We start from the raw sequence: 25,887 nt of genomic DNA, 5'->3' as shown, positions 1-25,887 counted from the left end.
ATGCCTGCCAACTGCGCCACCTCTCCTCCGGTGGCGCGGCACATCTAGTTGTCCAAGCGGATCTGAACAGTTTTGACGGACTGGTATTCCTCCAATCCCTGGCGACCGAATTCCCGACCGATGCCGCTGTCCTTCACTCCACCATGCGGCATGTCGTCGATGCCCGCCGAATTATAGCAATTCACAAACATCTTGCCCGTCCTGACTTCACGCGCAACGCGCAGCGCGGTGTCGATCGAGCGGCTCCACACCCCGCCGGCCAGACCATAGTCGCTGTCATTGGCGAGCGCGACGGCCTCGGCCTCGTCTTCAAATGCGATGACCGACAGGACTGGACCAAAGATCTCCTCCTGTGCAATCCGCGCCTTGTTCGAGACGCCGGCAAAGATCGTCGGCGCGACGAACAGGCCGCTACCGGTCGGGCCACCATGGATGCGCGTGCCCTCGCTGTCGCCCAACTCAACATAGCCGGAGACCCGATCGAACTGCTCGTCGTTCACGAGCGGCCCCATCGTCGTGTCGTTTTGCAACGGATCGCCCAGTACCTGCCTGCCGGCGGCGGCGACCAGCGCTTCGAGGAAGCGGTCCTGGATCGATTTTTGTACAAGAAGTCGGCTGCCAGCCGAACACTGCTGGCCGCTGTTGAAGCAGAACGCACTGATGGCGGTCGCCACGGCGGCCTCGAATGGCGCATCGGCAAAGACGATGTTGGCCGACTTGCCACCCAGTTCGAGTGCGACATGCTTGTTGTTGCCCGCCGCCGCCCGCATTACCGCCCTTCCGGTCGCCGTCGACCCCGTAAAAGCGACCTTGTCCACCAGAGGAGACCCTGCAAGCGCCTGCCCGACGACTCCCCCACGCTCGATGTCCGAGGTGACCAGGTTGAATACGCCCTCGGGCAGCCCCGCCTCGGCCAACACCTCGGCCATCACAGCAACAGGTCCAGGGCACAGATGCGAAGGCTTGATCACGACAGTGCATCCCGCTGCCAATGCTGGCGCGATCTTGCATGCCGGATTGAGCATGGGGAAATTCCAAGGAGTGATGAAAGCACAGACGCCCACAGGTTCCGGCAGGATCAAGCCCATAGCGTGGGGCACGCGGCCGGCGATGGCGCTGCCTTCGTCCGAAAGCGCGAGACCAGCGTAGTATTCGAAGGTGCGAGCGGCGGCGGCGGCCTCACCTCGGGCCAAGATGATGGGCTTGCCTGATTCCAGCACCATACGAGAGACGAAGTCCTCGACGCGGCTACGGATCAAGTCTGCAGCACGGCGCAGCACGTCATGGCGCTGCCGGGCCGGGACCTTCGACCAGATTCCACGGTCGAATGCCTGGCGAGCGGCGTGGATAGCGGCCTCGGCATCTTCAGCAGTACCGTTGGCAAAAGCGGCAGCGATCGAGCCGTCAAAGGGATTGCGCCTTTCGAAGACCGAGCCTTCGGCGGCGGCCCGCGACTTGTTGCCGATGAACAGCTGGAATTGCGGATGGCCGGAATGAGGCCGGGCAGCGGCGATTTTCATGTTCTCTCCCAAGATTGGAGATCCTGACGGATCGGGTGTTGTGTCGCCGAGGATCGCTACTATAATGTCCGAACATTTGCAACTTGGAAAGAGAAAAATGTCAGTCCTGCCTTGCCTGTCCCTGTCATTGACCGACGACGACCATGTGCTGCGTCTCATGTCCGATCTGATCCAGTGGGACAAACCGGACTGCCAGTCGCGGGCAAGGGCGTTTTTCTTGCCGGAAGATCCTGGAAACGTAGTGCTGGAGGCCGTATTCGCGCCGCTTCGTGCAGTTTGCCGCCTAGTTGTCCGCCATGCGAACGAAGGCTTGGCCGACGCTCAGGTCCTGATTTCGCGGCGGGGCGAGGTCAACGCTGCAATGTTGGACAGATCGCCCAATGTCAGCCTTGTGCAAAGGTTGGGTGAAAGGCGAAAAGGTCTGGACATTCCAGCGTGCCATGCACGCGGAATAGAGGTCTCCCTTTTGCCGCGGCGCAGTCTGGACCACGTGGCGGATCACACGATGATGCTGATACTCGCTGCTGCGCGACGACTACCCGCGATGCAGGCAGGGTTACGGAACTTCCGTGAGGCAAGCGGTGCCCCAGGCTACGTCAGCTATAACTGGCCAGCCGTTGGCGGCATCCAGGCCTTGTCCGGACTGACGCTTGGCGTGGTGGGCTTGGGTGAAATCGGCCTGCGCGTTGCCCGTCGAGCCTCGGCCTTCGGCATGTCGGTGGTCTGGACTGCCCAAAACGGTGTTCGCGCCGAGACTGAGTCTTCCGGCTGGCGCTGGATGGCGTTGCCGGCCCTGCTCAGGGAGGCCGACATCGTCACACTTCACGTCCCGCCCGCGGGGTTGACCGGGCCGCTTATCGGCCAGCGCGAGCTCTCGACCATGAAGCCAGGTGCGATTCTGATCAACACGGCCCGAGGCGCGCTGGTCGATAGCCGCGCACTGGCCGATGCACTCCGTTCGGGCCGTTTGGCGGGAGCTGCTCTGGACGTCCACGCCGCGGAACCGATCGCCCCGGACGACCCCCTCCTGTCTCTGCCGGATGCCATTCTGACGCCGCATGTCGCCGGCGGATCGCGGCAGGTCGTGCTGCACGAGCTTTCTGCAATTTGCGACAATCTGGTGGATAGCCGAGCCGGCCTGCCACCCCGCCACGCGCGGGTGCTCGCATGATCAGGCCAGCTTTTGCTCACCTTCTGCAACCCTCTGACATGCTGATGTGGTCGCAAGGCGCAGCCGAGCCCATCGACCTGATCCGCGAAGCACTGGGGGCCCTACCTGATTTGGGCGGTCTGGCTGTCTTTCTGGCAGGCAGCTATGCGCGCCTGGTCGGCCCTGATGCCGACCCTCGCCTGCGCATCCATGGCTTGGGCGCGGTCGGTTCCAATCGCGACCTATGCGCCGCGGGGAGAATGCAGGTGCACCCCGTGAACCTCTCGCAGTTGCCGGACCTTCTGATCCGGGGTGCGATTCCTGTATCGGTCGTGCTTATGCAACTCGGCCCTGGGGGCGGCTCAGGCGTCGCTTCCCCTGGAGCCGTCCAGTCTTTTTCGCGCTATGCCCTTCCTCGCGCCCGGCTGGCCGTGGCAGAGGTAAATGCCGCCGCTCCCCGCACCCTCACCCGCCACCCTCCAGATCTGTCGCGCTTCGATCATCTCCTGTATTGTGATCGACCATTGATCGAAGTGCCACAGGCCACTCCGGGCGTGATAGACCACAGCATCGCAACACATGCCGCGGAGCTGATCCGCGACGGGGACACGCTGCAGATAGGAATTGGCACTGTGCCTTCTGCAATCCTGACTGCACTGTCGAGCCACCGCCATCTGGGCCTGCATTCGGGCGTCATAGGTGACGCCGTCCTGCCGCTGATCCGCGATGGCGTGATCGATAATTCGCGCAAATCGCGCGACACGGGGCTGACCGTGACCGGCGGGCTGGCCGGCAGCGCCGCGCTCTACCGTTTCGCTGACGGCAACCGCGACCTGCTGGTCGAGCCGGTGCACTATACCCATTCATTGGTCACGCTGGCAGGATTGGAGAACCTGGTCGCCGTGAATTCGGCTATCGAGGTGGATCTTACAGGCCAGGTGGGCTCGGAGATCGCCGGGACCCGCTATCTTGGTACCATCGGCGGACAAGTCGATTTCGTCCGCGGCGCCATGGCCGCTGAAGGAGGGCGGTCACTGATCTGCTTGCCAAGTCGCACGCCGAAGGGGCGAGCGCGGATCGTGCCGAAGCTGTCCTCGAGCGTGGTGACCGTGCCTCGGGCCGAGGCCGACTTCGTGGTCACCGAGTGGGGCAGCGCGGCCCTTCGCGGCCTGTCCGTACGTGGGCGCGCGCGCGGGATGGTGGCCATCGCCCATCCCGAAGACCGCGAGAATCTGGAACGTGCAGCGGCCGAGTTGCCGGGTTGATCAGAGGGGGCTCTCGTGCAGAAAGTCGACTTCCTGCCTGTATCGGTCAGGCCGCGCGCTTACGCTGGTATGCAGGATCGCTTCGCCTCCGGCATCGAAATAGGTCCTGTTCAGAATCAGGACGGGATCCCCTACCGTCATGCCCAGTTGACGCGCCACGATGGTTCCCGCCGCGGCTGCCGTAGCCACTTGGCGCACGCGAACCGAGCGGACCCGGCCGTACTTCTCGACCAGATGAATCAGCGGTTCCGCGCCCAGGAGCTCCTGGGGGATTTTCTGGCTCAGATCAACGAGGGTGAAAACGTCGGCAAGCGCATACGGCACGCCTTGCGCCAGAAGAAGACGCATGATGTAGAACAGGCGCGCCTCGGGTCGCAGACCGAAGACGTCGGCGGCCTCCAGGTGTTCGGCCACCGGCACTGTTTGCGCGACCAAGGTCAGATAATCGTCGGGCGAAAACTCCCCGATCAGGTTGCCGAGCTTGCCCAATGCCCAGACCCCGCCGCGCGCACGGTCAGTGATGCGGGTACCCGATCCAGCACGGCGTTCGATCAGCCCCTCAACCACCAAATGCTGGAGGGCCGAGCGCATGGTGTGGCGGCTGCAGTTGAACTCATCCATCAGCTGGATCTCGGGAGGCAACTCCTCGCCGCCATAGAACCTCTGCGCTATGCGGCGACGCAGTTCGTCACTGATCTTGAGGTGCAAGGGAGGAAGTCTGGACAAGGCGATCTCGCTTCACGGGATCATTTGTTCTAACATTTCCGGCGCCGACTTCAATATCTTCCAGGCAATCGCCTTCAGTGCTGCCTACAAGCTGGATCAACTCAGGGCGACGACCACCTTGCCGAACTGCCCGCGCCCGGCGAAGTAACGTAGCGCTTCGAACACCTCATCGGGTCCAAAACGGCGATCAATCGGGGGCTTGAGCTGCAAGGCGGAAAGCGCGCGGTTCATGGCCAGGAAATCGGCACGGCTGCCCACACCGATACGCCGGTACGTCACACCCATCGCCGCCATGAGGATCGCCGGATCAACGGGTGGAGCCCCGACAGGTCGCCCGATCAGATTGATTTGAGCGCCCACTGTCGCTGTTCGAATGGATTGCTGCAGGGTGCCGGCCTCGCCGATTTCGATCACGTGGTCAGCCCCCTTCCCGCCGGTGAGACGGCGGATCTCGTCGCTCCACTCGGGGATCTGGCGGTAGTCGACCACGGCCTCGACGCCCATGCCAAGCAGACGTTCGGCCTTGGCTGGCGAACTGGTGGTGGCTATGACGCGTGCACCGGCAGCACGCGCAAACTGCAAGGCAAACAGCGACACACCGCCTGTTCCCTGCACCAGAACGATCTCGCCTGGCAGCACGGGGCGCGGACCAGTCAGCAATTGCCAGCCTGTCAGCGCCGCACAAGGCAATGTCGCGGCCTGCTCCCAATCCAGATGTTCCGGCGCGGGCACGACGGCTTCTTCGCGAAAGCGAACTATTTCCTGCAACACTCCCTCAACTGTCGAGCCAGGGATGGCCGTTCGCGCTTCGTCTGTGATTGGACCGGCCAGCCAACGCGGAAAAAAGGTCGAGACAACGCGATCCCCGGGACGGAACAAGGTCACGCCGGGCCCTGAGGCGATGACCTCGCCTGCCGCGTCCGACAGCGGCACAAGTCCGGTCCGCCCGCCAGGGAACGACCCGGCGATGACCTTCAGGTCGAGATAGTTCAGCGAGACCGCCTTGATCCGTACCGTGATCTCACCATGCCCAGGCTCTGGCGCCTCGACCTCGCTGACCGATAGCCCGTCGGGCCGCCCGCTTCCGTCCGTCCTGTAAGCTTTCATGCCGTCCTTCCAACACCAAATTGAATGCCACGAATGCTCGGTCATAAAAAAACACTTGTCAATCCAAATGTCCGAACATTATAGAAGAGCCATGAGGAGAACAGCAACATGAACGTCGACATCATCGGCTGGGGCCACACCCGCTTCGGCAAAAGCCGGTCCAGCCTTGAAGAACTGATTGTCGAAGCTGCAACAGCCGCGCTGGTCCATGCACAGCTGCCGGCGGAAGAAATCGACGAGATCGTGCTTGGGCATTTCAACGCAGGTTTCTCGACGCAGGACTTCACGGCAGCGCTTGTTCTCCAGGCAGACCCGGCATTGCGCTTTCGCCCGGCGACCCGGGTCGAGAACGCATGCGCCTCCGGTTCCGCGGCGGTTCATGCGGGCATTCGCGCCATTAAGTCGGGCGAGGCGCGCAAGGTACTGGTCGTCGGCGCCGAACGTATGAGCGACACACCTGGTCCGGAAGTCGGTCGTAACCTCCTGCGCGCAGCCTACCTGAAGGAAGAGGGCGAAACCGAGGGCGGTTTTGCGGGGCTATTCGGTCAGGTGGCCCTGGCATATTTCAAGCGTCACGGCGACAAATCCGACGCGCTGGCTGCAATTGCCGCCAAGAATCATCGCAACGGCGCAGGCAACCCGCTGGCCCACCTGCAAAAGGATCTGGGCCTCGAATTCTGCCGCACGACAAGTCCAGACAATCCCCTGGTTGCCGGCCCTCTACGTCGCACGGACTGCTCGCCCGTCTCCGACGGTGCGGCGGCGCTCGTCCTCAGCCTGGATACCGCGCATGACGGGCAGCGGGCCGTCAAGATTGCCGCCACCGCTCATGCGCAGGAATTCATGCCGGCCGCCCGCCGCGATCCGCTGCTCATGGAGGGCTGCCGCGAAGCCTGGGGCCGGGCTCTGAGCCGTGCGGACTGGCGGATCGATGACCTGTCGTTCGTCGAAACCCATGACTGCTTCACCATTGCGGAGCTGTTGCAATACGAAGCCATGGGCCTGGCCCCTTACGGGCGAGGCGCAGACGTGGTGGCCAGCGGGCTTACCGAGGCTGACGGACGACTTCCAATTAATCGATCCGGTGGACTTAAGGCCAAGGGGCATCCTATCGGCGCGACCGGCGTATCGATGCACGTGATGGCGGCAATGCAGCTCACCGGAGAAGCTCCATCAGCTATGCAGTTGCAGCGCGCCGACAGGGCCGGGATCTTCAACATGGGTGGGCTCGCGGTGGCGAACTACGTCAGCCTTCTGGAAGCCAGATAGGACGCGACCGATGAATCTTGCTAACTGGCTGCATCGATCAGCTCTGACCCGGCCCGACCACACAGCCCTACTGCACGGCAATCGGCAGGTGGAGACCTACCAGGGCTTTGCCGCTCGCGCCGCTCGCCTGGCCCGCTTGCTTGAGGACAGGGGGGTGGCGCCGGGCGACCGTGTCGCGATCTGGATGGGCAACCATCCCGACTATCTGATCGGCCTTTTTGCCGTCTGGTGGGCCGGCGGCATAGCCGTACCCGTGAACGCGAAGCTGCACCCCCATGAGGCGGCCTGGATCGTGCAGCATTCGGAAAGCCACATCGTGCTTTCCGACGCAGACCACAGCACTCTTCTGGCTGCAGTCGTATCAGTGGAGGTGCTGGACATCCGGCAAGCGGCCATCGCTGGCTCGTCACAAGCCAGGCCTTCGCCACAGCCGCGTGGTCAGGACGACCTCGCCTGGATATTCTACACCTCTGGTACGACGGGGACGCCCAAGGGCGCCATGCTCAGCCATGGAAACCTGGTCGCAATGTCGCTGGCCTATCTGGCCGACGTCGACGACGTTCAGCATGACGACTGCATGATCTATGCCGCGCCGTTGTCACACGGTGCGGGGCTCTACAGCCTTGTTCACGTGCTGCGCGGAGCCCGCCATTGCGTCCCCCTATCCGGCGGTTTTGACGGGGCGGAAGTGCTGGAATTGGCCTGCTCGCTGGATAGGGCATCATTGTTTGCAGCACCCACAATGGTACACCGGATGACCGAGGCAGTCCTCCAGGGTGCAGGCGACGGACAGGGCCTCAAAACAGTCATCTATGGCGGCGGCCCAATGTATCAGGCCGACCTCGCCAAGGCGATGCAGGTTCTGGGGCCACGCTTTACGCAGATATATGGGCAGGGCGAGACGCCGATGACCATTACCGTGCTGACGACATCCGATCATGGCAGCTTCAATGAGCCTGGCCCTCAGATTGCTACGGTCGGTCGTCCGCATTCAGTCGTGGATGTCCGCGTGACGTTGGACGGAGAGCTAGTGCCTCCAGGAACCCCAGGCGAAATCGAGGTGCGCGGGCCGACCGTCATGCAAGGCTACTGGAACGACGACGTCGCCGGCGCCGGGAGCCTGCGCAACGGCTGGCTGCTGACCGGCGACATCGGCGAAATGAACGCTGCGGGTTATCTGACGCTGACGGATCGATCGAAGGACGTGATCATTTCGGGGGGATCCAACATCTACCCACGCGAAGTCGAAGAGGTGCTGTTGACGCATCCGGACATCCGCGAAGCTTCGGTCATCGGCCTGCCGGACCCGGAATGGGGAGAAATCGTCGTGGCGATAATCGTTGCCGAAGGCGAAGTGCCAAATCTCGAAAAAGAACTGGACCGGCTCTGCTGCGACAGCATCGCCCGATTCAAGCGACCCAAGCGTTACGTTCGCCTGCCAGACCTGCCCAAGAACAATTACGGCAAGATCCTGAAGACCGAACTGCGGCGAATGGTGTCCTGAGTCCGAGTTCCCCGATTTCCACCGACACACATGACCGCATAAATGTCCGTACAAATAAGGAGCGCCTTCATGGAGTACACTGATATTTTGTTCGACGTGCGAGACCGCACCGCGACGATAACCGTCAATCGACCCGACCGCCTCAACGCTTTCACCCGTCGCACCTACTACGAACTGACCGATGCTATCCGCCGCGCCGGGTGGGACCGGGATGTGGGTGTGATCGTTCTAACCGGCGCTGGCACCCGGGCCTTCGGCATCGGCGGCGACAAGGACGAGAAGAAGGCTGATCGCGTCGACAACGGCATAGGCATCCTCGGCAACGGGATTGAAGAACTTCAAACCGCAATTCGCGATGTGCCCAAGCCCGTTATCGCCAAGGTCCGCGGCTATGCCGTGGGCTCGGGCAACGTGCTGGTTACCTTGTGCGATCTGGCCATCGCCGCCGAAAATGCGGAGTTTGGGCAAGTCGGACCGAAAATGGGATCTGTGGATCCGGGCTTCGGCACTGCCTTCCTGGCTCGCACCGTTGGTGAAAAACGAGCACGTGAGTTCTGGTACCTCTGCCGCCGATACAGCGCGCGGGAGGCGCTGGCCATGGGGTTGATCAACGCGGTCGTCGCCAACGACCAGCTGGACGGGGAGGTCGACAAGTGGTGCCGCGAGATCAACGATCGCAGCCCGACAGCAATTGCAATCGCCAAGCGGTCGTTCAATGCCGACAGCGAGAACATCCGAGGGATCGGGCAACTCGCCTTCTCCGCATTGGCCCTCTACTTCGGCACAGACGAGGCAAAGGAGGGCGGCAATGCGTTGCGCGAAAAGCGCAAGCCCGACTTCGCCGGCAACATGTATCGCGGCAGCTGAGCCTTGGGTTCAGCTTGTGACCAGGGATACCTCAAGATGACATCTGATCCTGCCCGCCCCTATCTGCCACTTGCAGGCCTGACGGTCCTGGAACTTTCCGGACGGCCCGAACTTGCAACCTGTGGCAGTCTCCTGGCCTCGCTCGGCGCGCAAGTCTACGTGGTCGAAGACGACCTCGCCTACCCGGGCCGCAGCCGGAGGGTTGCGGGGAAGATCCCGATCCGCTGCGAAGACGACCATATCCCGCGCATAGCTTCAGAATCCGACGTAATCCTCTCCTCCCCCGACGTCGAGCCTATGACGATCGCGGTACCCGAAACGGCCATTCTATGCGACATCACGGCCTACGGCGCGACTGGCCCCTTGGCCGGGCGCACTGACAGCGAGGCGCTCGTGCAGGCGGTGGCGGGGGTGGCTGACACGACTGGCCGGCCCGATGGAGCGCCATGCCTTTCCGGCGCGCCATTCGTCGGCATGGAAACCGCTGTCTATGCTGCCTCGGCAATCCTGGCCGCCATCCGTCACCGCGATACGAGCGGTCGCGGTCAGCGCATCGACATGGCGCTTTACGACGTGGCGGTTAATGCGCTTCTGACCTTCCTTCCGCTGGTCTTCACTGGCCGGCCCGCCAGTCGTGCCGGCAACCGGCATCCTACCCTCGCCCCATGGAACGCTTATCGCGGACAGGATGGCTGGGTGCTGATCTGCGCGCCGACAAACGACCAGTGGCAACGGCTGTGTGAGGTGATGAGACAGCCCGAGCTTGCCTTCAAGCCTGCCTTTGCCACCACTACCGCACGGTTCGAAAACAGCGCAAAGCTCGACCGCGTCATTGCAGAATGGACGGGACGCCATGATGTGGCCGGCATCGTGAATCTGGTCGGTGCAGCGGGTATCCCCTGCGGGCCGATCCACAGTCTGGAAAGCCTTTTGTCCGACCCCAACCTGCTGCATCGCGACACTCTGGTCCAGGCTGAGGATGGAGCACTGCTGGTCAGGAATCCTATTCGCGCAATCGGCCATGCCGCCCCTTCAGTTGGCAAGGTGCTTGCCCCGGGGGGCGCCACCTCCGCTGCATCCGTGCCGCCCATCGATCCCCGAACGCCTGCGCTGAGCGATATTCGTATCATCGAGATCGGGATGAACACGGTCGCCCCACTCGCCTGCCGTCAGTTGGGGGCACTCGGTGCTGAAGTGATCAAGGTGGAGCCGCCAACGGGCGATTCCAACCGCGCCAATACGCCACTGCGGGCCGGGGACGGACAGTCCTATGTCTTTGCGCTTTCGAATACCGACAAGCGCGGGATCGTGCTGGACCTGCGCCAGCCCGAGGATGCCGCTATCCTGTGGCGGCTGATCGACAGCGCCGACGTCGTGATCGAGAACCTCAAGCCGGGATCCCTGGCCAGGCTAGGCTTTGGCGCGAAGGCGATAAGGACACGCAAGCCGTCCATCGTGCATTGTTCGGTGAGCGGTTTCGGGCAGGACAGCGCCTGGCCCGGCCGCCCGGCTTTGGACACTGTGGTTCAGGCACTCTCCGGGGCCATGGCCGCCACGACCGTTGACGGCATGCCGACCAAGATAGGCATTTCGATCTCGGATCAATTGGGCGGGCAGTTTGGCCTCTTGGGCATCCTGGCCGCATTGCGACACCGAGACCGTACTGGGGAAGGTGTGGCGATGGACATCGCCATGCAGGACTGCACGGTCTGGGCGACGCAGGCTGCCTTCGACAGCGGCCCATCGACCACGCGCATCCTGCCTTGCAGAGACGGCTGGATTGCTGCGGAAAGCGTGATCGACGTCTCTGCCATGGGCCGAGACGAAGCATTGAAACTGTGCAGCAAACGCGGCATCCCTGCTGCGCCTGTCTTGACCGTATCGGAGGTCGAAGCCGCCTCACAAACTGCGGCGCGTGGCCTTCTAGTCGATGTTCCGACACATGACGGGAGCTCCTGGAAAGTGCTCGGCTCGCCATTGAAGCTTATGTCCACGCCGGCGCGGACGAAGCTGGCGATGCCACGCCTTGACTGGGTCGATCCGGGACTGCGGTCGGAACTCAACCTCGCACCTGTTCGGGCGGAGGTCTGAGATGCGCGACCACCATAGGCTTGCAGTTCTCTCCGACATTGCCGCCGTCGCCGGCATCGGCGAAACCGACTACGCCCGCGACGCCGAAGCGAGCCGCAACGGCGCAAGTTTCGACGCCTATCAGCTGGCCGCCAGCGCCTTCCACCGCGCACTCGACGACGCAGATCTTTCAAGGGGAGATATCGATGGACTGATTGCCGGCCCGCCACTGTCGTTGGAACGCACGGGCGAGGTCCTGGGCCTTGATGTTGGTTTTGCTGCCCAGGCCGATGCTGTCAACGCGGTGATGCAGGCAGTCCTGGCAATTCATGCGGGACTGGCAGAATGTATTGCACTCGTCTACGGCAATAACCAGCGCAGCGCTGCAACCGCCTATGGCGGCCCGCAGGCCATGGGGGGCGATCGCTTTCTGGCCTATGTGCAATACGCGCCTTGGGGGCTGACATCTCAGGGCTCGCTCTACGCTATGATGGCCAGCCGATACATGGCGGAGACCGGCTTCACCGCAGAGGATCTGGGGGCGGTCGTCGCCGGCATCCGAGATTTCGCGGCGCTGAATCCCGGTGCGATCCGGCGGCGCCCGCTAACGGTTGCAGAGTATCTGGAGAGCCCTCATGTTTGCGAGCCGCTTCGCCGCGATGACTATTGCCTGATAAACGACGGGGGCGTGGCGCTGATCGTCACTACTGCCGATCGCGCACGCCGGCTGGCGCGGCCGGTCGTCACCGTGGCCGGCTTCGGTCGCTACGATCTGAACCGCGATGCAACGAGCCTGCGCCCCAGGCTGATCGACCGATACCATACCGCCCACCGCGAAGCTGCTGCTGCCGTAGCAGAAATGTCGGCTACCGGCCCCGAGGATGTGGGCTCAGTTCAAATCTATGACAGCTTTTCGATCCATGTCCCCGTCGCCTTGGAGGGTTTCGGGTTCTGCCGACCTGGCGAGGCGGCCGGCCTGGTCCGCGCGGGCCGGCTGCGTCCGGGAGGCGCGCTGCCGGTCAACAGCGGCGGCGGCATGCTGGGGGAAAGCTACATGCAGGGATGGAACCACCAGGTCGAAGCCGTGCGCCAGTTACGCGGCATGGCGGGCGGGCGGCAGATATCGAGGCTACGTCATGTGCAGTATCTGTCGGATGTCGCAGGCAAGGCTGCAACCCTGCTTTACCGGAGGGGTGCATGACGATTGTACGCCCCTCGCCTCGCAAAGACCCGCTGGAGTGCGCTTACTGGGATTATGCCGCCAAGGGTGAACTGCGCCTGCAATGCTGTATGGCCTGCAACCGCTTCCGCTATCCACCGGCACCCGCCTGCGCCGACTGCGGAAGCGCCAAGGCCGAATGGCGCCTCCTGTCCGGGCGCGGGCGGATCGTCACTTGGACGGTCTTTCATCGCAGCTACTTTCCCGCCCTGCCCGCCCCCTATGCGGTTGTAAGTGTCGCAACTGAAGAGGGGCCACTTCTGGTGGGCAACCTCATAGGCACGAGTGAACCACCGGAAATTGGAGCCTCGGTCCTGGCAGAATTCGAGAACGCCCAATTCGACGACGGCAAGATTGGTCGCATCTGCCAGTGGCGACCAGCTGACGACAACACCCTTTCAACCCACGGAGAACGCAAGTGAACCAAATCCTTCCCCTATCCACCCTGCCCTACGGCCGAAACTTCGACGTCACCGGCAGGGTGGCGATCGTCACCGGCGCGGGTCAAGGAATCGGTCGCGAATATGCTCGTCAGTTCGCCGCCGCGGGCGCCCACGCCGTAATCGCCGAGGCCAACATCGACCGCGCTCGCGCAGTCCAGAAGGAGATTGTCGCCGCTGGTGGCTCAGCCCTTGCAATCCACACCGATGTCGGTGATGCCGCATCGGTCGACGAGATGGTCAAAGAGGCCACCCGCACTTTTGGGCGCGTGGACGTCCTCGTGAACAACGCCGGCATATTTACCAGCCTGAAAATGAAACCTTTCGAGGAGATTCCGCTGGACGAGTGGGAGCGCGTGATGCGCGTGAACATCACAGGCTGTTATCTGACCGCGCGAGCTGTCTCCCCCTACATGCGCGAAAGGAACTGGGGCCGGATCATTAACATCACTTCGGGCTCTGTTCCGTTGGGTGTCCGAAACTACCTCCACTACGTCACCTCCAAATCAGCGCTGATCGGCATGACCAATGCGATGGCCCGCGAATTGGGTGCCCACGGAATCACGGTGAATGCGGTGCAACCGGGTGGCACTTTCACTGAAGTTCCGCGCGAGACGTTGACTGAAGAAGGCAAAGCCCGCCTGATCGCAGCCCAGTGCATCCCGCGCGAGGAGGTGCCGATGGACCTGGTCGGTCTCGTGCTCTTCCTTTCAAGCGAGGCGGCGACATTTATCACGGGTCAGACGATCGCTGTGGACGGTGGACTGACGCATTGGTAGCCACTTAGCTCAAAAAGACTTTGCCGGTGATCGTACGACCAACAGGGTGGGTGTCATACTGCGAGTGACATCCGCCCGCGAAGCTCGCTCAGCTGGTTGGCGAAAATCCAAGTCTTGAGACCATTCACCCCGCCCGCTTGACGGGTGCCCTTTGATCCAGAAGTTCCGGGAGGTGCCGGGGCTTGGCATCGGCGGCGGGCCCGCGATTGGCGTACGTCACCGAAGATATCTGTCCTGGGGCCGACAGGAGACCGACAGCTTGGGCGCTCAGATGTCAGATAATGGGCCTTTCCGATGAGGTTCACACGAACATCATGATCACCGCATAGCCCACAGTCACCAGCACCAGGCCAGCGACCAGCATTGGCAAGAGAGTACTGCCAGAATCTTGATCGTTCATAATTTCATTTCCTGCTGCTAGGTGAACGGACTTAGATAGTCGCTGCGGATGAGATTGGTGGTGTCAGTTTGCCACCGCCGAAGCTTGTCCCAATTCGAAGGACTCCTCACTGACGATGCGGTTGTCAGCATCGACGACGGCACGCCAGACCGAGTTTCGATTGCGCACGGTCAGGCGCTTTCGGCCCTTGTCGCCGTCGATACCGAATTCCACCCTGCTGGTTACGAGGCCGAGGCGCATTTGTCGTTGAAGTTCGTTCTCTTCAATGGAAAGCCGCTGCGCCAGGAACCTTGGCTCCAGGACATAGTCTCCGCTCTGGTCAGGCTCGAGCTTCATCCGTTTTCCTTCATCGCGGCGACGCTGTGCGACATAAACATATATTGACGATATATGTTTTAATCTGCATCGTGAAGCCTGAACAGACGTCAAAAACGAACGACAAAGGGCCGCACCAGGCTCGCTGACGGCGGGAGCCCGGCATGAGCGAAGACACAAAACGTAAGACAACGATCGTCATCGACGGTCGCGTGCTGCCCGGACAGCTGGATGAGCAGATGATCCGCGACGTGGTTCATGGCTTCTACGCCGAGATCCGGAGCGACGCCCTGCTCGCACCGCTGTTCAACAAGGCGATTGCGCTGCATGACTGGCCACCACATCTGACGAAAATGTGCGACTTCTGGTCATCCTTGATGCTTCGCACCGGCCGTTACGACGGCCGCCCACTACCACCACACCTGACCCTTCCTGGCCTGGGCGAACAGCATTTCCGGCGATGGCTTAGTCTGTTTCGCGCAACCGTCAACAATCTCTGTCCGCCGGAGATCGCGGCCCTGTTCATGGAACGGGCTTTGCGTATCGCGCATTCCTTCCGCCTTGCGTTGGCCCACAATCGCGGTGAAAGCACCTTGACCGTAGAGCCGATCACGGCCGAAAGCCTGTAAGCTGCCGGACATCCGGCAAGCAGGCATGCGGTGAGATTGGATCGAAATGCGACTGACGAATTTTTCCGACTACACGCTCAGAATGCTCATGTTCGCGGCGTCGGCGGGGGATCAGCTGTTCACCATCGAAGAGACAGCGCGCGCCTTCGGTGTGTCGAAAACGCATCTCAACAAGGTGGCCAACACGCTGACCCGCGCTGGCTATCTTGTCGCGGTTCGCGGCAGGTCTGGTGGGTTGAAACTCGGTCGCCGGCCAGAAGACATCCGGATCGGCGACGTCATCCGGTTGACAGAGCCGGATTTCGCACTGGTTGAGTGCTTCGCTACCGGGAACCAGTGCACAATCACACGGTGCTGCAAACTTTCCACCATGCTGCACGACGCGCTGTCGTCGTTCCAGAGCACCCTTGATCGGTACACGCTCGCCGACATCGCGCTGATGCCCACCGATTTCCTGGGTGACAAATCCCGCGCCTAGCGACGTGCCGACATGGGCAGTGCCAGTGATGGCGGAGCCCCGTGTTGGCCGTTGCGACCGGCGGCGGTACGTCCGATTTCGTTCGCTGCACGCCGAGCACGAGACCGACGGCGACCTGCCCTACCCTCACTGCATTTAGCCCGGGGAGGACCCGTGACCGGGCGGTGTCTACGTGAGGATCAGCCCTGCAGGAGGCCATTTGTCCCTAGACTTTCGGGCGCCTCCCGGCTGGTCGCGCTGCACGAAGCCGGGCGGCTCGCCTTCTTCGGATCGCTGGCGCACTTGGCCGAGCAGCGAGCATTCGTGCGGCACCTGTCGTCGGTCCGGAAGAAGCCCTGGGTGGTCTACGCCAGGGCGCCTTTCGCCGGGCCGGAAGCGGTGCTGGCCTACCTGTCGCGCTATACCCACCGAGTGGCGATCTCAAACCGCCGGCTGATCGCCTTCGACGAGGCCAACGTCACCTTCCGCTACAAGGACTATCGCCGTGATAGCGCCGAGCGGCAGCAGGTGATGACGCTCGCCATCGACGAGTTCAGCCACCTATCCCGATGGGAGCGTGGCCTATTGCGAAAACAAGCAAGAAGGTCACCAGTCGTTCAGGATGTGCGCGCCCGCCGAGACCCTGTCGCAACATAGGCGAGCGTTAGGATCTAGATCTCTTCCTCACCAAAGCTGTCGGAGAGTCCGCAAACGAGGCCGAGGAAGAGCGTCGGCTTGCCGCGTGAGGCGGCTTCATTGGAGTTTCGGCCAGCTCGCCAGCCTGGTCGGCGCGTCGGCGGCCTATCTGCGCCAGCTTCCTGCCGCGCTGGCCGGCATCAATCTGCAATGATCGCGCAGGGCCAGAGCGAACCGGAAAACTCGCTCTATCCGGAATGGCAACTGAGCATCAATGATCCGTGGGCTTCACGAGCGAGCGAACGCCAGCAAGGGGGCGTAGTCGCCTGCGTCGGCGGCTTTGAGCGCCGCGATATACTCCTTTCGGGTTGCGGACGGATCGACGAGATTGATTTGGCCCCAGGTGAACTGCGGCTGACCGAGTTCGATCGCAAGCAGGTCGCCGATCATGCGCGAGAAGCGGCCATTCCCGTTGGGATAGGGATGGATCGCAACGACTCGGTTGCTGAAACGGATCGCGATTTCATCCGCCGGAAACGTCGAGTGCTCGACCCAATATTTCGCGTCGTCGATCGCCCGATAATATTCGACCGGAATACGATAGGCATCGATGCCGATATTGTGCGCCGTCGTGCGATACGTGCCGGCCCACTTCCACACATCGCCATACATCTGCTTGTGCAGCTCGTTCAGGAAGCCTTGGTCGAGCACCTTGCGCTTTCGCCGCCCGACCCAGCGAACGGCGTCGGCGATGTTGGCAAGCTCCGCCTCGTTCAACTCGTCGCGCGTCGTGATGTAGGAAGGAATGAGCTGTTCCCGCTCCTCGGGTTCGAGCGGCGTGTTCCCGTCGTCGTCACCCTCAAAAAGCGGATCGCTCATTCCTTGTCCCACAGCTTCCGCGAAAAGTACGCGAGGTAGTCCGCCACGATGCGGCGCTTTTGCCCTTCAAGGTCCTCCACGTTCACCGCCTGGTTTTCGAGACGCATCGTGTGATTGAGATGCGCAAGTTCGTTCCTCACTTTGCGCTCGGCCTGATCGTAGAGAATGTCGTCGAGGGGCTTGGTCGGGACAAAAGCATAGACGAACTGACAGTCGAGCGCTTCGGCTGTCGAGCGTAAGGTTTTTAGGGTGATCGCGCCCGTGGCTTCCGCTTTCTCGATAGCCGTCACCCGGGAGGGGGCCACGCCCATGCGCTCGGCGAGCTGGCGTGTTGTCATGCCCAGGGCCTCCCGAATGGCTTTGGTCCAGCCACGCGATGGCGCCACAATGCGCTCGGCTCTCAAGGGAGAAAGCCGCTTATCAAGGTTCTTTCTGGCGAGCCTGGATTGCTTTTCGCTCATATATAGGTGTCCTATTCGGACGCAAGATAACATACATATGTGAGCAGAGCAATTTATCCCGCTCACTCATGTATGAGCAGTTTGCCAAATCAGGCTCATACATATATGAGCAACGTACGGCTAATGGCGCGGAGCGCGATGCCTGCAATCGCCCACCGAGTGACTGGGGCCGACGGCAGATCCCTCAACGAGCTGTCGAAGGGATGCTCAGCCCACCAAGGACGATCCCTGCGGCACCGACAGCGGCGCGACCGCCGAGACGAACTGTGACTTTAGATCCGCGCCCTGACGCGGCGCGTCGACTTCGCTGACGACAAGGTTCGCATCACTGGGACGAAATCGGAATTTCTGCGAACGCTCGTAGCCGCTTCCAAGGGGGAAACGGCGCGTGCGGCGTTCATAGTTTTGAGAGAAGTGGCGCGCCGGACGAGATGAAACTGAGAACTGCTATACTCTTGTAATTGCGTTGAATTCGGATCGAAGCGGCGCAGTCGGGCGGCTATGATTGATCAGCCTTGCTCGCTTTGGGCGTGCAAAGGCAAAAATAAGCGGACTTTATGTCGAGGTAGAAGCGGCATTCGCACAAAATGTCACGGCCGATAAGGACACCGTAAGGAGCAAGGTGCTCCAGAAGTGAAAACTCGCGCTCAAAGGCGACCTCCGGCATCCATGAAGCGTTTGCCCGAACGGTGCTCTCGCCGGTCACGTTGCCGTATACATGCGCTATGTTGCGCAAGCCCTGAACGCCACCGGCCAGCTTGGCGAACATATCGGGCGACACGCAGGAAGCTTCCGCGCCTGTGTCTATGATGGCTCCGCAAACATGTTCCGCCAGCCGCGTCCCGTCTGGTGATAGCTGACATGCACACGCCGATGTTCGGCCCCTGCTGTATCAGGGCGCGGGGGTCGCGGGGGATCAGCTGTTCACCATCGAAGAGACAGCGCGCGCCTTCGGTGTGTCGAAAACGCATCTCAACAAGGTGGCCAACACGCTGACCCGCGCTGGCTATCTTGTCGCGGTTCGCGGCAGGTCTGGTGGGTTGAAACTCGGTCGCCGGCCAGAAGACATCCGGATCGGCGACGTCATCCGGTTGACAGAGCCGGATTTCGCACTGGTTGAGTGCTTCGCTACCGGGAACCAGTGCACAATCACACGGTGCTGCAAACTTTCCACCATGCTGCACGACGCGCTGTCGTCGTTCCAGAGCACCCTTGATCGGTACACGCTCGCCGACATCGCGCTGAAGCCCACCGATTTCCTGGGTGACAAATCCCGCGCCTAGCGACGTGCTGACATGGGCAGTGCCAGTGATGGCGGAGCCCCGTGTTGGCCGTTGCGACCGGCGGCGGTACGCCCGATTTCGTTCGCTGCACGCCGAGCACGTGACCGACGGCGACCTGCCCTACCCTCACTGCATTTGGCCCGGGGAGGACCCGTGACCGGGCGGTGTCCACGTGAGGCTCAGCCCTGCAGGAGGCCATTTGTCCCTAGACTTTCGGGCGCCTCCCGCCTATTCGCACAGTTCGTTCAGGGGGCGGGGGACCACTGAGGGAGGCAAATGAGGAAAGCCGTAATCAATTCGCCTACTCGTGCGAGCACTCACCCCTTCTATTCCTCTGACTGTCGCCTCGCATTAGAGCCGTCGATCCAAGGCTTGATGGACCTGGCCATAAAGGCAGGTTGGACCCCGAACGAAGTCTCCTACACCATCATGATGCTGGGCGTTGAACAGTTCGAGCTTTGTTCCGCCGATGAGCAACATCGACTGGACGCCCACTAACGTCACGCGTCACCAAGTTGTTTTGAGATGCCCATAAATGGTCATTCCAAGCAAATAGACCGAGCGCACTTCTTTCCCCGGCAGGCTGCTCGCGCCAATAGGCCGGCCGTGCGAGCAGAGCCAGGCTCGAGCCTCGGCACCTGGACGGCTTGCTGGTGATCGCCATATCTGTTTTGCTGTCATTTGATCTCGGGGGAACCATGAAATGGCACCAGGCAAGATTGTCTGCCCGATTTGTAGAAATGGGGCCAAGAAGGGGCCCGCTACGACCGGTGAGTATTTGGCTGTCGACTGCACTTCGTGTGGTCGCTTTCATGCTTCCGGATCCTTTCGAGAATCCGCCAAAGCCCAATCAATAGCAGCTCGAAGGCACGCGCTTGAGCTGGCAAGGTTGAGAGCGCCATACGGGGCGATGCCTCACGTAACCACTTACGACATCCCATAGCAGGCGCAGTTTGCAGACCCCTCGCCGGTTTGAGCGCTCAACTGGCGTTGTGGGAGCCGTTTGGGCTACCAAGGGGCCGTGACCGGACTGGCGGCTTGCGGTCGACAGACCGCGAAAGCAGACATCCCGGCGCCAAGTGCACGGATACCGGACATGGCGAACCAGCCACGAGGTTGAAACAGGGAGCGCCACACAATCGGACTGGGAACGGGCATCCTCGCCGCAGCATGCTGCCGTCAACACCGGGAAGTCATGCTGCCCATCATGCCTGCGGTCGTTGGCACTTTGCGCCCGCTGATGATTTCCTACTCTCTGCAGGATGTTGCCGCGGGCGCAGTTGTCGCTTTCGCGGGGGTGAACTTAGGACGCACATCAGATTGATCCAAATCCGCCCTGCTGCCGGTCTAGCTCTGCACCCGCTCCAGCGGTCACCCCGCCCAGGGCGACCGTTCGACGAACGACCGGCTTCGAATCTTGCCGCGCGCAGCCTCAGGCTGCGGACTTCGGCGCGAAGCGCTCCCGGCCGTGGATTGCGACGATCGCCAGCGCGACAAGCGCCCACAGTGCGACGGCGATCCACTGGTGCTGCACTTGGTCGGCACCCTCGTAGACCCGACCAAGGTAGCGCACGCTATTTTGGTGCGAGGCGTGCATCAGGATCGCCAACAGCGCGCTGCCGGTGTTCTGCCAGAGCCAGGTGAATACCACTGCGGCGAGTACCGCGTGGATCGAACCGTAGACTGTCAGGTCACCCACCAGCCCGAGCGGCAGGTGCCACGCTGCCCAGAGCACGCCCAACATTAGGCTCGCCGCCAGTGCCCCCTGCCGCTCGAGCATTTTTGGGAGCGCATAACCGCGCCAGCCCGGCTCCTCACCGAGCGGGCCGCTGAACACCAGGAAAATCGCTACCCAGGCGACGATCTCGCCGAACGGTGGGACCAAGCTCCAATTGGGCGGCGCCGCACCGAACATGGGGATTACGAGCACTGCCGCAAGCTGCAATGCAAGCGGCAGCCCGATCGCTACCAAGTACCAGACGGGTGCCACCCGCCAACGCCCGATCGCGGCCAGGATCCGCCTCACCCCCACCCAGCCTTCAGTCAGCGCCGCGATGGCGAAGCCGGCGAGCGCTGGGCCGAAAGTGAACCAAGGTATGCCCTCGCCACCGGTCGCCATCCACGGCAGGAACAACAGCCATGTCAGCGCGAAGGCGAGCGCGAAAAAGCTGACGAGCGGGCGCCTCGAAATCTGCGTCACCATACCGTTGACCCCTGTTGCGCATGACCAAGAAAGCTAAGCTCCTCCGGCGGCGCGCCACCCCTCGGCGAAATAGACTATCACTTTGCCTGGGCGCGAACCACGTAGTCAGCCTGCCTTCCGCTTGGCCCCACAACAGGTGAATTGCAGGCTCTCTGGCTGATCCTGCCACATGCAGTCTGTCCGAGCGCGCCGGGGGGGGGCCGCTCGACGACCGCTTCTGGCTCGACAGTGACTTCTAGCGGTCGCGGCAATGTCCGCCTTATGGAAGTGGCAAAGCTGGCCTCTATGGGCAGCGATGGAGGCGCATTTGCTGCCGATCACGTGAGGCGATGCGTAAGTCGGCCTCAGCTCAGCAGCAGCTTTCTGCCTGCAAGGTTTGGCCGTTCGTGTCGATGACGAGGTCCGCTGGCGTCGCACCGAGTCCGTTAGCACGTGCCATAGCGTGATTACAGTCGGATTGAGCTAACTGATTATTTTTCGCTGATATGATCTGATACACCTATGGGTTCCGCAACCTTGCAACCGCAGCCGCCAACAGGTTGTATCTGAAACGTCCTCAGATAGATGCTCATCATCGCCGCAATAACGAGGAACGATAGGCCTGCGGTATGTGGACATGAGCACCGCCTGCTGGGCAGCACAGCAACGTTGCTGGCTCGTTGCTGCCCAGTCGCTCTGCTTTCCATGGGCAGCTGCCCGGCGCTGCTTCTGTGCGGCGCCTCAGGGCGCCCGTGATAAATGAACGCGCTGGAGCCGTCTCGATACACACGCCAGGATGACTGCATTGGTGACGGCGTATCGTGCCTCTGTCGAAGATTGCCGCGTTCAGGCCGCGGCTTTGAACGATCGAACGCGCGCCGCGTCGGTGGTGTCGTCGATACGCGCGGCAGAGACAGCCGCCGGTGGTAGCTGGGCCGAAGCGGCACGGCTCAGGCCCGACAGGTTCATCTGAATGCGCCGCCTGGCAATCGGGTTGAGGTTCACAAGCGACAGCATCATATTGCGAATTAAGCGTCTGATTGGGCCGCGCGTGGTCGCCATGCCCGTCATTGTTCCAGCGATGCTCAGCACCTTCTCCGCTGCAGGCCGGCGCAGTCTTTCGTATAGGTCGAGGGCTGCCTCTTCCCGGATGCCGTTTATCACATCGCCGAGCAGTTCTCCGAGTACCACCGCATCCACCAAGCCAGTGTTCATGCCTTGGCCACCGGCGGGGCTGTGAACATGGGCAGCGTCGCCCATGAGGAATAAGCGATCCTTTCGATAGGAGCTGGCGAGACGATGGTGCAGCCGGAAACGCGAACTCCAGCTCAGTGCGGTGACCTTGGCGCGCTCACGTTCTGGACCGCGGCTTTCGAGTAGGCGCTGGATATCAGCGATCTGCGGCTGCTCCGGCGCATCATCCATGGTAGCCACGACGCGGAACGTCCCGTCCGGCAAGGGTGCGACAACCACCATTCCCGCTGGCGAAAAGAAAAGTGAGACCTCCTTCTCGGTCAGCGGCCACTCCAAACTTACATCGGCCAGCACAAAGGAACCCTCATAGGTAGCGCCTTCGAAATCGAAGCCGGTCGCCTGCCGCACAACGCTGTGTGCGCCATCGCCGCCAACCACGTAGCGGGCTGATATCCTGTGCTCGACGCCATTCTTGCTGAGCGTCACAATTGCCTGGTCGCGATCCTGAAGCACGCCGGTGGCGGTGAAGCCTCGATGCACAAATCCGCCGAGCGCCGCGATGCGCTCTGCGAGCACCTGCTCGGTTAAGTTCTGAGGCAGCATCAAGAGGTAGGGATGGTTGGTCGGCAGCTTGCCGAAGCGTAGGTTCAATAGTGCGCGGTCACGATCCCTGACCGCGAACCGGTCAACTTTCACCCCAAGCTCAACCATCCGATCGGTCACGCCCAAGCGGGTTAGCGCCTCAAGAGTGTGTGCATGGATGACACCAGCACGCGATGTGTTTTGACCCTGATCGAGCTTGTCGACCAGCAGATGATCGACGCCGGCCTGATGCAGGGCGATCGAGAGCGCCATGCCTGTGGGGCCGGCACCAATGATGATGATGTCCGTATGATCGGGGAGCATTTCAATTCCTCCTTGGATATCATTTTTATCAACGATTGTTGACTTATGACGAATGCCATTGAATTTGTCAACAGCTGTTGGCATATAGATGACATGGGCAACAAACCGACCGCGAAACCAACCAAGTCCGAACGAACGCGGGCCGCAATCCTCGAGGCAGCCCGCGAACTTTTTATGGAGTTCGGCTATCAGGCCGCGACGGTGCGCGATGTGGCGCACCGGGCTTCGATCGATCCGGCGATGGTGATCCGCTACTTTGGCAGCAAGGAGGAGCTCTTTGCCCGCGCTGCCTCGATCAGGCTGAATGTCCCCCAGCTACAGGTGGTCGACAGTCAAGCTATCGGTGAGACGTTGGTCCGCCATTTCCTGAACCTATGGGAGGGGCCGGAGAGCAGTTGCGGCATGACGGTGTTGTTGCGATCGGCGGCCTCGAACGAGTTTGCAGCCGAAAAAATGCGGGAAGTGTTCGCCGCGCAAGTTCGCCCGGTTGTGGCATCCGTCGGGGATCCCGCGACAGCAGCCAGGCGTGCCGGTCTGGTCTCCAGCCAATTGCTCGGATTGGCAATGTGCCGTTACATCCTTAGGCTGCCTCCTGTGGTTGACCTGTCCCAGGCGGAAATTGTGCGCGCGATTGGTCCGACGCTACAAAGCTATGTCATGGCGACCGATGAAGATGCGATGAGCAAGATTTGACGCATCCTCCAAGACCCAGATGGAAGCCCGTGATAACAATGCCAACCATGGGGTTCTGCGCAGAATGGGGGTGTCTGGTTCAGACCCAATCGCTCCCCCTTGCGTCGCGGCCGGCAATGGCTCCTTTCAGGCGCCGGCGAAGCCCCAACAGCCTAGATGAGGGCGTATTGTTGGCAGGCAGTTTTGGGGCCGTTTCCAGACCGTCCGCTTATGGGCGTCGAGGATCGCATAGCTGCCGTTAAGCGCGGGCTGATCTCAACGACGGCTTCCGACCCCCTTCCAGTCGGTCAGGTCAGGCTATCTGTTGCCCAGAAGCCGACATCCAGCTGGCGGATAGAGGGACGACCCCTCCAATGACGATGGCGCATCCCGCGAGCCGCCACGGACGAACGGTCTTGAAGCGACGGCATAACAGCCGCTGCTGTCAGACGAAATAACCAGTCCGTCCATAGCACGGAAGGCCGTTGTCCTGCTTGTGCGGGTTCAAAGCCGTGGTCATCGTCGATCGCTTGAAGCGCTTCTGGCAATAGGGACATTCCACCGCATAGGAAGGCCCGCCGAAAGCGCGGAACGGAGTAGATTGTCGTGTCCTGCGCTTGCGTAGCCGCGGTGTACTTGTCGAAAACGGCTTGCCGAAATATTCGTTCTGCGCGGTCTCGCCTGCCTTTGAAAGCTCGATAGGGTATCGCGGTTCGAAGGTCTTTTCGGTCAGCTCCAGTCTGTCAATCTTGTGATGGAAGAGGGATCGCCAGCCCGGCGGCGTCTTTTCGCCACCCGTCAAATCCCAAACGTAGAAGTATTCAGACGCGGGACCACCTTTGGGACGCTTGTAGGAAAGCGCGTAGGGTTCGACCTCACGCGCGCGGCCATCATAGACCAGGCCCATGATGCGCTTTCCGCTCCCGGCCTCCATGATCAGGTTGCGCAGCTCGGCGGGGTAGAATGCCTCGTGGTCCCACAACCCGCCGCCCGCCGTCCCGAAAATCTCTTCGATGGCAGCCTTGAATCCTTCAGCCGCTTTGTCGAACTCCATTCGTCCACCAACCGGCGCGACATACTTGTTCCATGCGCCCTTGAAGAAGGCCATCGGCAGGCCAAGGAGAATTCCTTTGGCAGCACCAGGACTCGGCTCGAAAATCGTCTTCTGAAGGAAAGTCCGCAGCACCTGCGATCGGCTTATCTCGATCGAACGATCGAAGAACGTTGCGTAGACGAGGTCGTACAGGTCGAACGAGTGTCGACGCTGGATAAGGCATTTCAGTTTGTTGGCGATGAGCTCTTCGAGCGCCACGCAGCGCAGGTCGATGGCGCAGTCCGCTTTGTCGGAATAGGGATGGATGAGACCGCGGGTCACCGTCGGTAGATAGACCCGGTCATACTCGGTCATGTCCAGACGCACCGAGATCGTTATCTCGCTCGGCTCGTTATAGAAGTCCTTGAAGTAGACTCGGCCCTTGAAGGATTGCCGTTCGGCATCGAGCATCCGGTCCGGCTTGAAGCTTGTTCTTTCCAAATCGAAGGTGACGCCGCTGAGTTCCTGCGCCGCTGCACAGGCCGCGTTAATCTCGCGCTGAAATCGCTCCGGGTTGATCGCGGTAAGGACGGAAAAGTCGAGGTCACCAGAAAAGCGTATGGCGGGATAATAGGCTTTCCTCATGCAGTTCCCGCCCTTGAAGATCAGGAGCGGGCCTAAATAGGCGTTTTCGTAAAAGCATTTTAGCAGCCAACCGAAAACGTAGTCACGCTCCACGTTGGCGACGTGGACACCCATCTCCGTTGCTCTGGCATCGATCTCGTCGTCGTCAATCATCGGCGAGCGGTCCCTTGCGGCGCAAGTATATGCAATGGCCACACTGCGGGCATTTGTACGCACGCCACTATTTCCGAGTGGGTCGGCATCGCCGGGGGCGTTAAGCGTGGCAGGTGTGGGATGGAC

The 25,887-nt window shown here is 61.5% G+C and carries 23 protein-coding genes and 1 pseudogene; 14 read left to right on the top strand and 10 right to left on the bottom strand.

Annotation, left to right across the window (positions count from 1 at the left end; all coding sequences use genetic code 11):
* Positions 1–44 precede the first annotated feature (44 nt).
* A complete protein-coding gene (locus tag DY201_RS25805) occupies positions 45–1,520 on the bottom strand; it encodes an aldehyde dehydrogenase family protein (RefSeq protein ID WP_165916005.1) in 1,476 nt (491 codons plus the stop codon).
* A 64-nt stretch (positions 1,521–1,584) separates the two neighbouring features.
* Between DY201_RS25805 and DY201_RS25800 the strand changes: the two genes are divergently transcribed.
* Positions 1,585–2,691, top strand: coding sequence for a 2-hydroxyacid dehydrogenase (locus tag DY201_RS25800; RefSeq protein ID WP_165916006.1), 1,107 nt, complete (start codon positions 1,585–1,587; stop codon positions 2,689–2,691).
* On the top strand, positions 2,688–3,935 hold the full coding sequence (locus DY201_RS25795) for an acetyl-CoA hydrolase/transferase family protein (protein ID WP_115734175.1): 1,248 nt from the start codon (positions 2,688–2,690) through the stop codon (positions 3,933–3,935). The genes DY201_RS25800 and DY201_RS25795 overlap by 4 nt, the downstream gene beginning before the upstream one ends.
* Here the strand turns inward: DY201_RS25795 and DY201_RS25790 are convergent, their stop codons facing one another.
* A complete protein-coding gene (locus tag DY201_RS25790; protein WP_131922397.1) occupies positions 3,936–4,643 on the bottom strand; it encodes a GntR family transcriptional regulator in 708 nt (235 codons plus the stop codon).
* A 114-nt stretch (positions 4,644–4,757) separates the two neighbouring features.
* A complete protein-coding gene (locus DY201_RS25785; protein WP_165916007.1) occupies positions 4,758–5,768 on the bottom strand; it encodes a zinc-dependent alcohol dehydrogenase family protein in 1,011 nt (336 codons plus the stop codon).
* Between the two features lie 108 nt (positions 5,769–5,876).
* On the opposite strand from DY201_RS25785, the gene DY201_RS25780 reads away from it, so the two are divergent.
* From DY201_RS25780 to DY201_RS25750, 7 genes are all read left to right on the top strand, one after another.
* Positions 5,877–7,037, top strand: coding sequence for an acetyl-CoA acetyltransferase (locus DY201_RS25780; RefSeq protein ID WP_115734172.1), 1,161 nt, complete (start codon positions 5,877–5,879; stop codon positions 7,035–7,037).
* A 10-nt stretch (positions 7,038–7,047) separates the two neighbouring features.
* Positions 7,048–8,541, top strand: coding sequence for an AMP-binding protein (locus DY201_RS25775; RefSeq protein WP_115734171.1), 1,494 nt, complete (start codon positions 7,048–7,050; stop codon positions 8,539–8,541).
* A 69-nt stretch (positions 8,542–8,610) separates the two neighbouring features.
* Positions 8,611–9,408, top strand: a complete 798-nt coding sequence (locus DY201_RS25770; protein ID WP_115734170.1) for an enoyl-CoA hydratase-related protein — start codon at positions 8,611–8,613, stop codon at positions 9,406–9,408.
* Between the two features lie 36 nt (positions 9,409–9,444).
* Positions 9,445–11,499 carry a CaiB/BaiF CoA transferase family protein gene (locus DY201_RS25765; RefSeq protein WP_115734169.1) on the top strand — a complete coding sequence of 685 codons (2,055 nt, stop codon included), beginning with the start codon at positions 9,445–9,447 and terminating at the stop codon, positions 11,497–11,499.
* A gap of 1 nt (position 11,500) precedes the next feature.
* Positions 11,501–12,679, top strand: coding sequence for a thiolase family protein (locus tag DY201_RS25760; RefSeq protein WP_115734168.1), 1,179 nt, complete (start codon positions 11,501–11,503; stop codon positions 12,677–12,679).
* Positions 12,676–13,119 (top strand): Zn-ribbon domain-containing OB-fold protein, encoded by a 444-nt coding sequence (locus DY201_RS25755; RefSeq protein WP_115734167.1) that lies wholly within the window; start codon positions 12,676–12,678, stop codon positions 13,117–13,119. Before DY201_RS25760 ends, DY201_RS25755 begins: the two co-directional genes overlap by 4 nt.
* Positions 13,116–13,916, top strand: a complete 801-nt coding sequence (locus DY201_RS25750; RefSeq protein ID WP_115734166.1) for an SDR family NAD(P)-dependent oxidoreductase — start codon at positions 13,116–13,118, stop codon at positions 13,914–13,916. Before DY201_RS25755 ends, DY201_RS25750 begins: the two co-directional genes overlap by 4 nt.
* Before the next feature lie 463 nt (positions 13,917–14,379).
* Here DY201_RS25750 and DY201_RS28835 read toward each other — a convergent pair whose 3' ends face one another.
* On the bottom strand, positions 14,380–14,652 hold the full coding sequence (locus tag DY201_RS28835; RefSeq protein ID WP_131922398.1) for a DUF6522 family protein: 273 nt from the start codon (positions 14,650–14,652) through the stop codon (positions 14,380–14,382).
* 143 nt (positions 14,653–14,795) lie between these two features.
* Here DY201_RS28835 and DY201_RS25745 point away from each other — a divergent pair, with 143 nt between their 5' ends.
* The 3 genes and pseudogenes from DY201_RS25745 to DY201_RS25735 all read left to right on the top strand — a co-directional run.
* Positions 14,796–15,260, top strand: a complete 465-nt coding sequence (locus DY201_RS25745) for a group III truncated hemoglobin (RefSeq protein WP_115734165.1) — start codon at positions 14,796–14,798, stop codon at positions 15,258–15,260.
* Positions 15,261–15,306: 46 nt separating this feature from the next.
* On the top strand, positions 15,307–15,738 hold the full coding sequence (locus tag DY201_RS25740; protein WP_115734164.1) for an RrF2 family transcriptional regulator: 432 nt from the start codon (positions 15,307–15,309) through the stop codon (positions 15,736–15,738).
* Positions 15,739–15,960: 222 nt separating this feature from the next.
* Positions 15,961–16,272 (top strand): annotated as a pseudogene (locus tag DY201_RS25735) (transposase); the annotation flags it as partial.
* A 369-nt stretch (positions 16,273–16,641) separates the two neighbouring features.
* Here the strand turns inward: DY201_RS25735 and DY201_RS25730 are convergent.
* From DY201_RS25730 to DY201_RS25720, 3 genes are all read right to left on the bottom strand, one after another.
* On the bottom strand, positions 16,642–17,232 hold the full coding sequence (locus DY201_RS25730) for a mobile mystery protein B (RefSeq protein ID WP_115734163.1): 591 nt from the start codon (positions 17,230–17,232) through the stop codon (positions 16,642–16,644).
* Positions 17,229–17,693 carry a mobile mystery protein A gene (locus tag DY201_RS25725; protein WP_115734162.1) on the bottom strand — a complete coding sequence of 155 codons (465 nt, stop codon included), beginning with the start codon at positions 17,691–17,693 and terminating at the stop codon, positions 17,229–17,231. The genes DY201_RS25730 and DY201_RS25725 overlap by 4 nt, the downstream gene beginning before the upstream one ends.
* 499 nt (positions 17,694–18,192) lie before the next feature.
* Positions 18,193–18,474, bottom strand: coding sequence for a hypothetical protein (locus DY201_RS25720; RefSeq protein ID WP_131922400.1), 282 nt, complete (start codon positions 18,472–18,474; stop codon positions 18,193–18,195).
* A 103-nt stretch (positions 18,475–18,577) separates the two neighbouring features.
* On the opposite strand from DY201_RS25720, the gene DY201_RS25715 reads away from it, so the two are divergent.
* Positions 18,578–18,976 (top strand): RrF2 family transcriptional regulator, encoded by a 399-nt coding sequence (locus tag DY201_RS25715; RefSeq protein WP_115734160.1) that lies wholly within the window; start codon positions 18,578–18,580, stop codon positions 18,974–18,976.
* Positions 18,977–20,408: 1,432 nt separating this feature from the next.
* On the opposite strand, the gene DY201_RS25710 is transcribed toward DY201_RS25715, so the two are convergent.
* Positions 20,409–21,179, bottom strand: a complete 771-nt coding sequence (locus DY201_RS25710; RefSeq protein ID WP_115734159.1) for a CPBP family intramembrane glutamic endopeptidase — start codon at positions 21,177–21,179, stop codon at positions 20,409–20,411.
* Between the two features lie 825 nt (positions 21,180–22,004).
* Positions 22,005–23,342, bottom strand: a complete 1,338-nt coding sequence (locus DY201_RS25705) for an FAD-dependent oxidoreductase (RefSeq protein WP_245432171.1) — start codon at positions 23,340–23,342, stop codon at positions 22,005–22,007.
* A 9-nt stretch (positions 23,343–23,351) separates the two neighbouring features.
* On the opposite strand from DY201_RS25705, the gene DY201_RS25700 reads away from it, so the two are divergent.
* On the top strand, positions 23,352–23,951 hold the full coding sequence (locus DY201_RS25700) for a TetR/AcrR family transcriptional regulator (RefSeq protein ID WP_115734317.1): 600 nt from the start codon (positions 23,352–23,354) through the stop codon (positions 23,949–23,951).
* Between the two features lie 424 nt (positions 23,952–24,375).
* Here DY201_RS25700 and DY201_RS25695 read toward each other — a convergent pair whose 3' ends face one another.
* The gene (locus DY201_RS25695; RefSeq protein WP_115734157.1) at positions 24,376–25,761 is read right to left on the bottom strand and encodes a nucleotidyl transferase AbiEii/AbiGii toxin family protein; all 1,386 of its coding nucleotides are present in this window, start codon (positions 25,759–25,761) and stop codon (positions 24,376–24,378) included.
* Between the last annotated feature and the right edge of the window lie 126 nt (positions 25,762–25,887).

Source organism: Aminobacter aminovorans (assembly GCF_900445235.1).
Taxonomy (GTDB): domain Bacteria; phylum Pseudomonadota; class Alphaproteobacteria; order Rhizobiales; family Rhizobiaceae; genus Aminobacter; species Aminobacter aminovorans.
The sequence above is the reverse complement of the archived record's forward strand: the minus strand, read 5'-3'. Positions and strand labels throughout refer to the sequence as shown.

Coding starts and splice junctions, on each gene's coding strand:
- DY201_RS28835 (WP_131922398.1), bottom strand. CDS start 14,652: ATGAAGCTCGAGCCTGACCAGAGCGGAGACTATGTCCTGGAGCCAAGG.
- DY201_RS25760 (WP_115734168.1), top strand. CDS start 11,501: ATGCGCGACCACCATAGGCTTGCAGTTCTCTCCGACATTGCCGCCGTC.
- DY201_RS25765 (WP_115734169.1), top strand. CDS start 9,445: ATGACATCTGATCCTGCCCGCCCCTATCTGCCACTTGCAGGCCTGACG.
- DY201_RS25755 (WP_115734167.1), top strand. CDS start 12,676: ATGACGATTGTACGCCCCTCGCCTCGCAAAGACCCGCTGGAGTGCGCT.
- DY201_RS25800 (WP_165916006.1), top strand. CDS start 1,585: ATGTCCGAACATTTGCAACTTGGAAAGAGAAAAATGTCAGTCCTGCCT.
- DY201_RS25795 (WP_115734175.1), top strand. CDS start 2,688: ATGATCAGGCCAGCTTTTGCTCACCTTCTGCAACCCTCTGACATGCTG.
- DY201_RS25695 (WP_115734157.1), bottom strand. CDS start 25,761: ATGATTGACGACGACGAGATCGATGCCAGAGCAACGGAGATGGGTGTC.
- DY201_RS25785 (WP_165916007.1), bottom strand. CDS start 5,768: ATGAAAGCTTACAGGACGGACGGAAGCGGGCGGCCCGACGGGCTATCG.
- DY201_RS25775 (WP_115734171.1), top strand. CDS start 7,048: ATGAATCTTGCTAACTGGCTGCATCGATCAGCTCTGACCCGGCCCGAC.
- DY201_RS25710 (WP_115734159.1), bottom strand. CDS start 21,179: ATGGTGACGCAGATTTCGAGGCGCCCGCTCGTCAGCTTTTTCGCGCTC.
- DY201_RS25780 (WP_115734172.1), top strand. CDS start 5,877: ATGAACGTCGACATCATCGGCTGGGGCCACACCCGCTTCGGCAAAAGC.
- DY201_RS25745 (WP_115734165.1), top strand. CDS start 14,796: ATGAGCGAAGACACAAAACGTAAGACAACGATCGTCATCGACGGTCGC.
- DY201_RS25770 (WP_115734170.1), top strand. CDS start 8,611: ATGGAGTACACTGATATTTTGTTCGACGTGCGAGACCGCACCGCGACG.
- DY201_RS25740 (WP_115734164.1), top strand. CDS start 15,307: ATGCGACTGACGAATTTTTCCGACTACACGCTCAGAATGCTCATGTTC.
- DY201_RS25725 (WP_115734162.1), bottom strand. CDS start 17,693: ATGAGCGAAAAGCAATCCAGGCTCGCCAGAAAGAACCTTGATAAGCGG.
- DY201_RS25730 (WP_115734163.1), bottom strand. CDS start 17,232: ATGAGCGATCCGCTTTTTGAGGGTGACGACGACGGGAACACGCCGCTC.
- DY201_RS25805 (WP_165916005.1), bottom strand. CDS start 1,520: ATGAAAATCGCCGCTGCCCGGCCTCATTCCGGCCATCCGCAATTCCAG.
- DY201_RS25705 (WP_245432171.1), bottom strand. CDS start 23,342: ATGCCAACAGCTGTTGACAAATTCAATGGCATTCGTCATAAGTCAACA.
- DY201_RS25700 (WP_115734317.1), top strand. CDS start 23,352: ATGGGCAACAAACCGACCGCGAAACCAACCAAGTCCGAACGAACGCGG.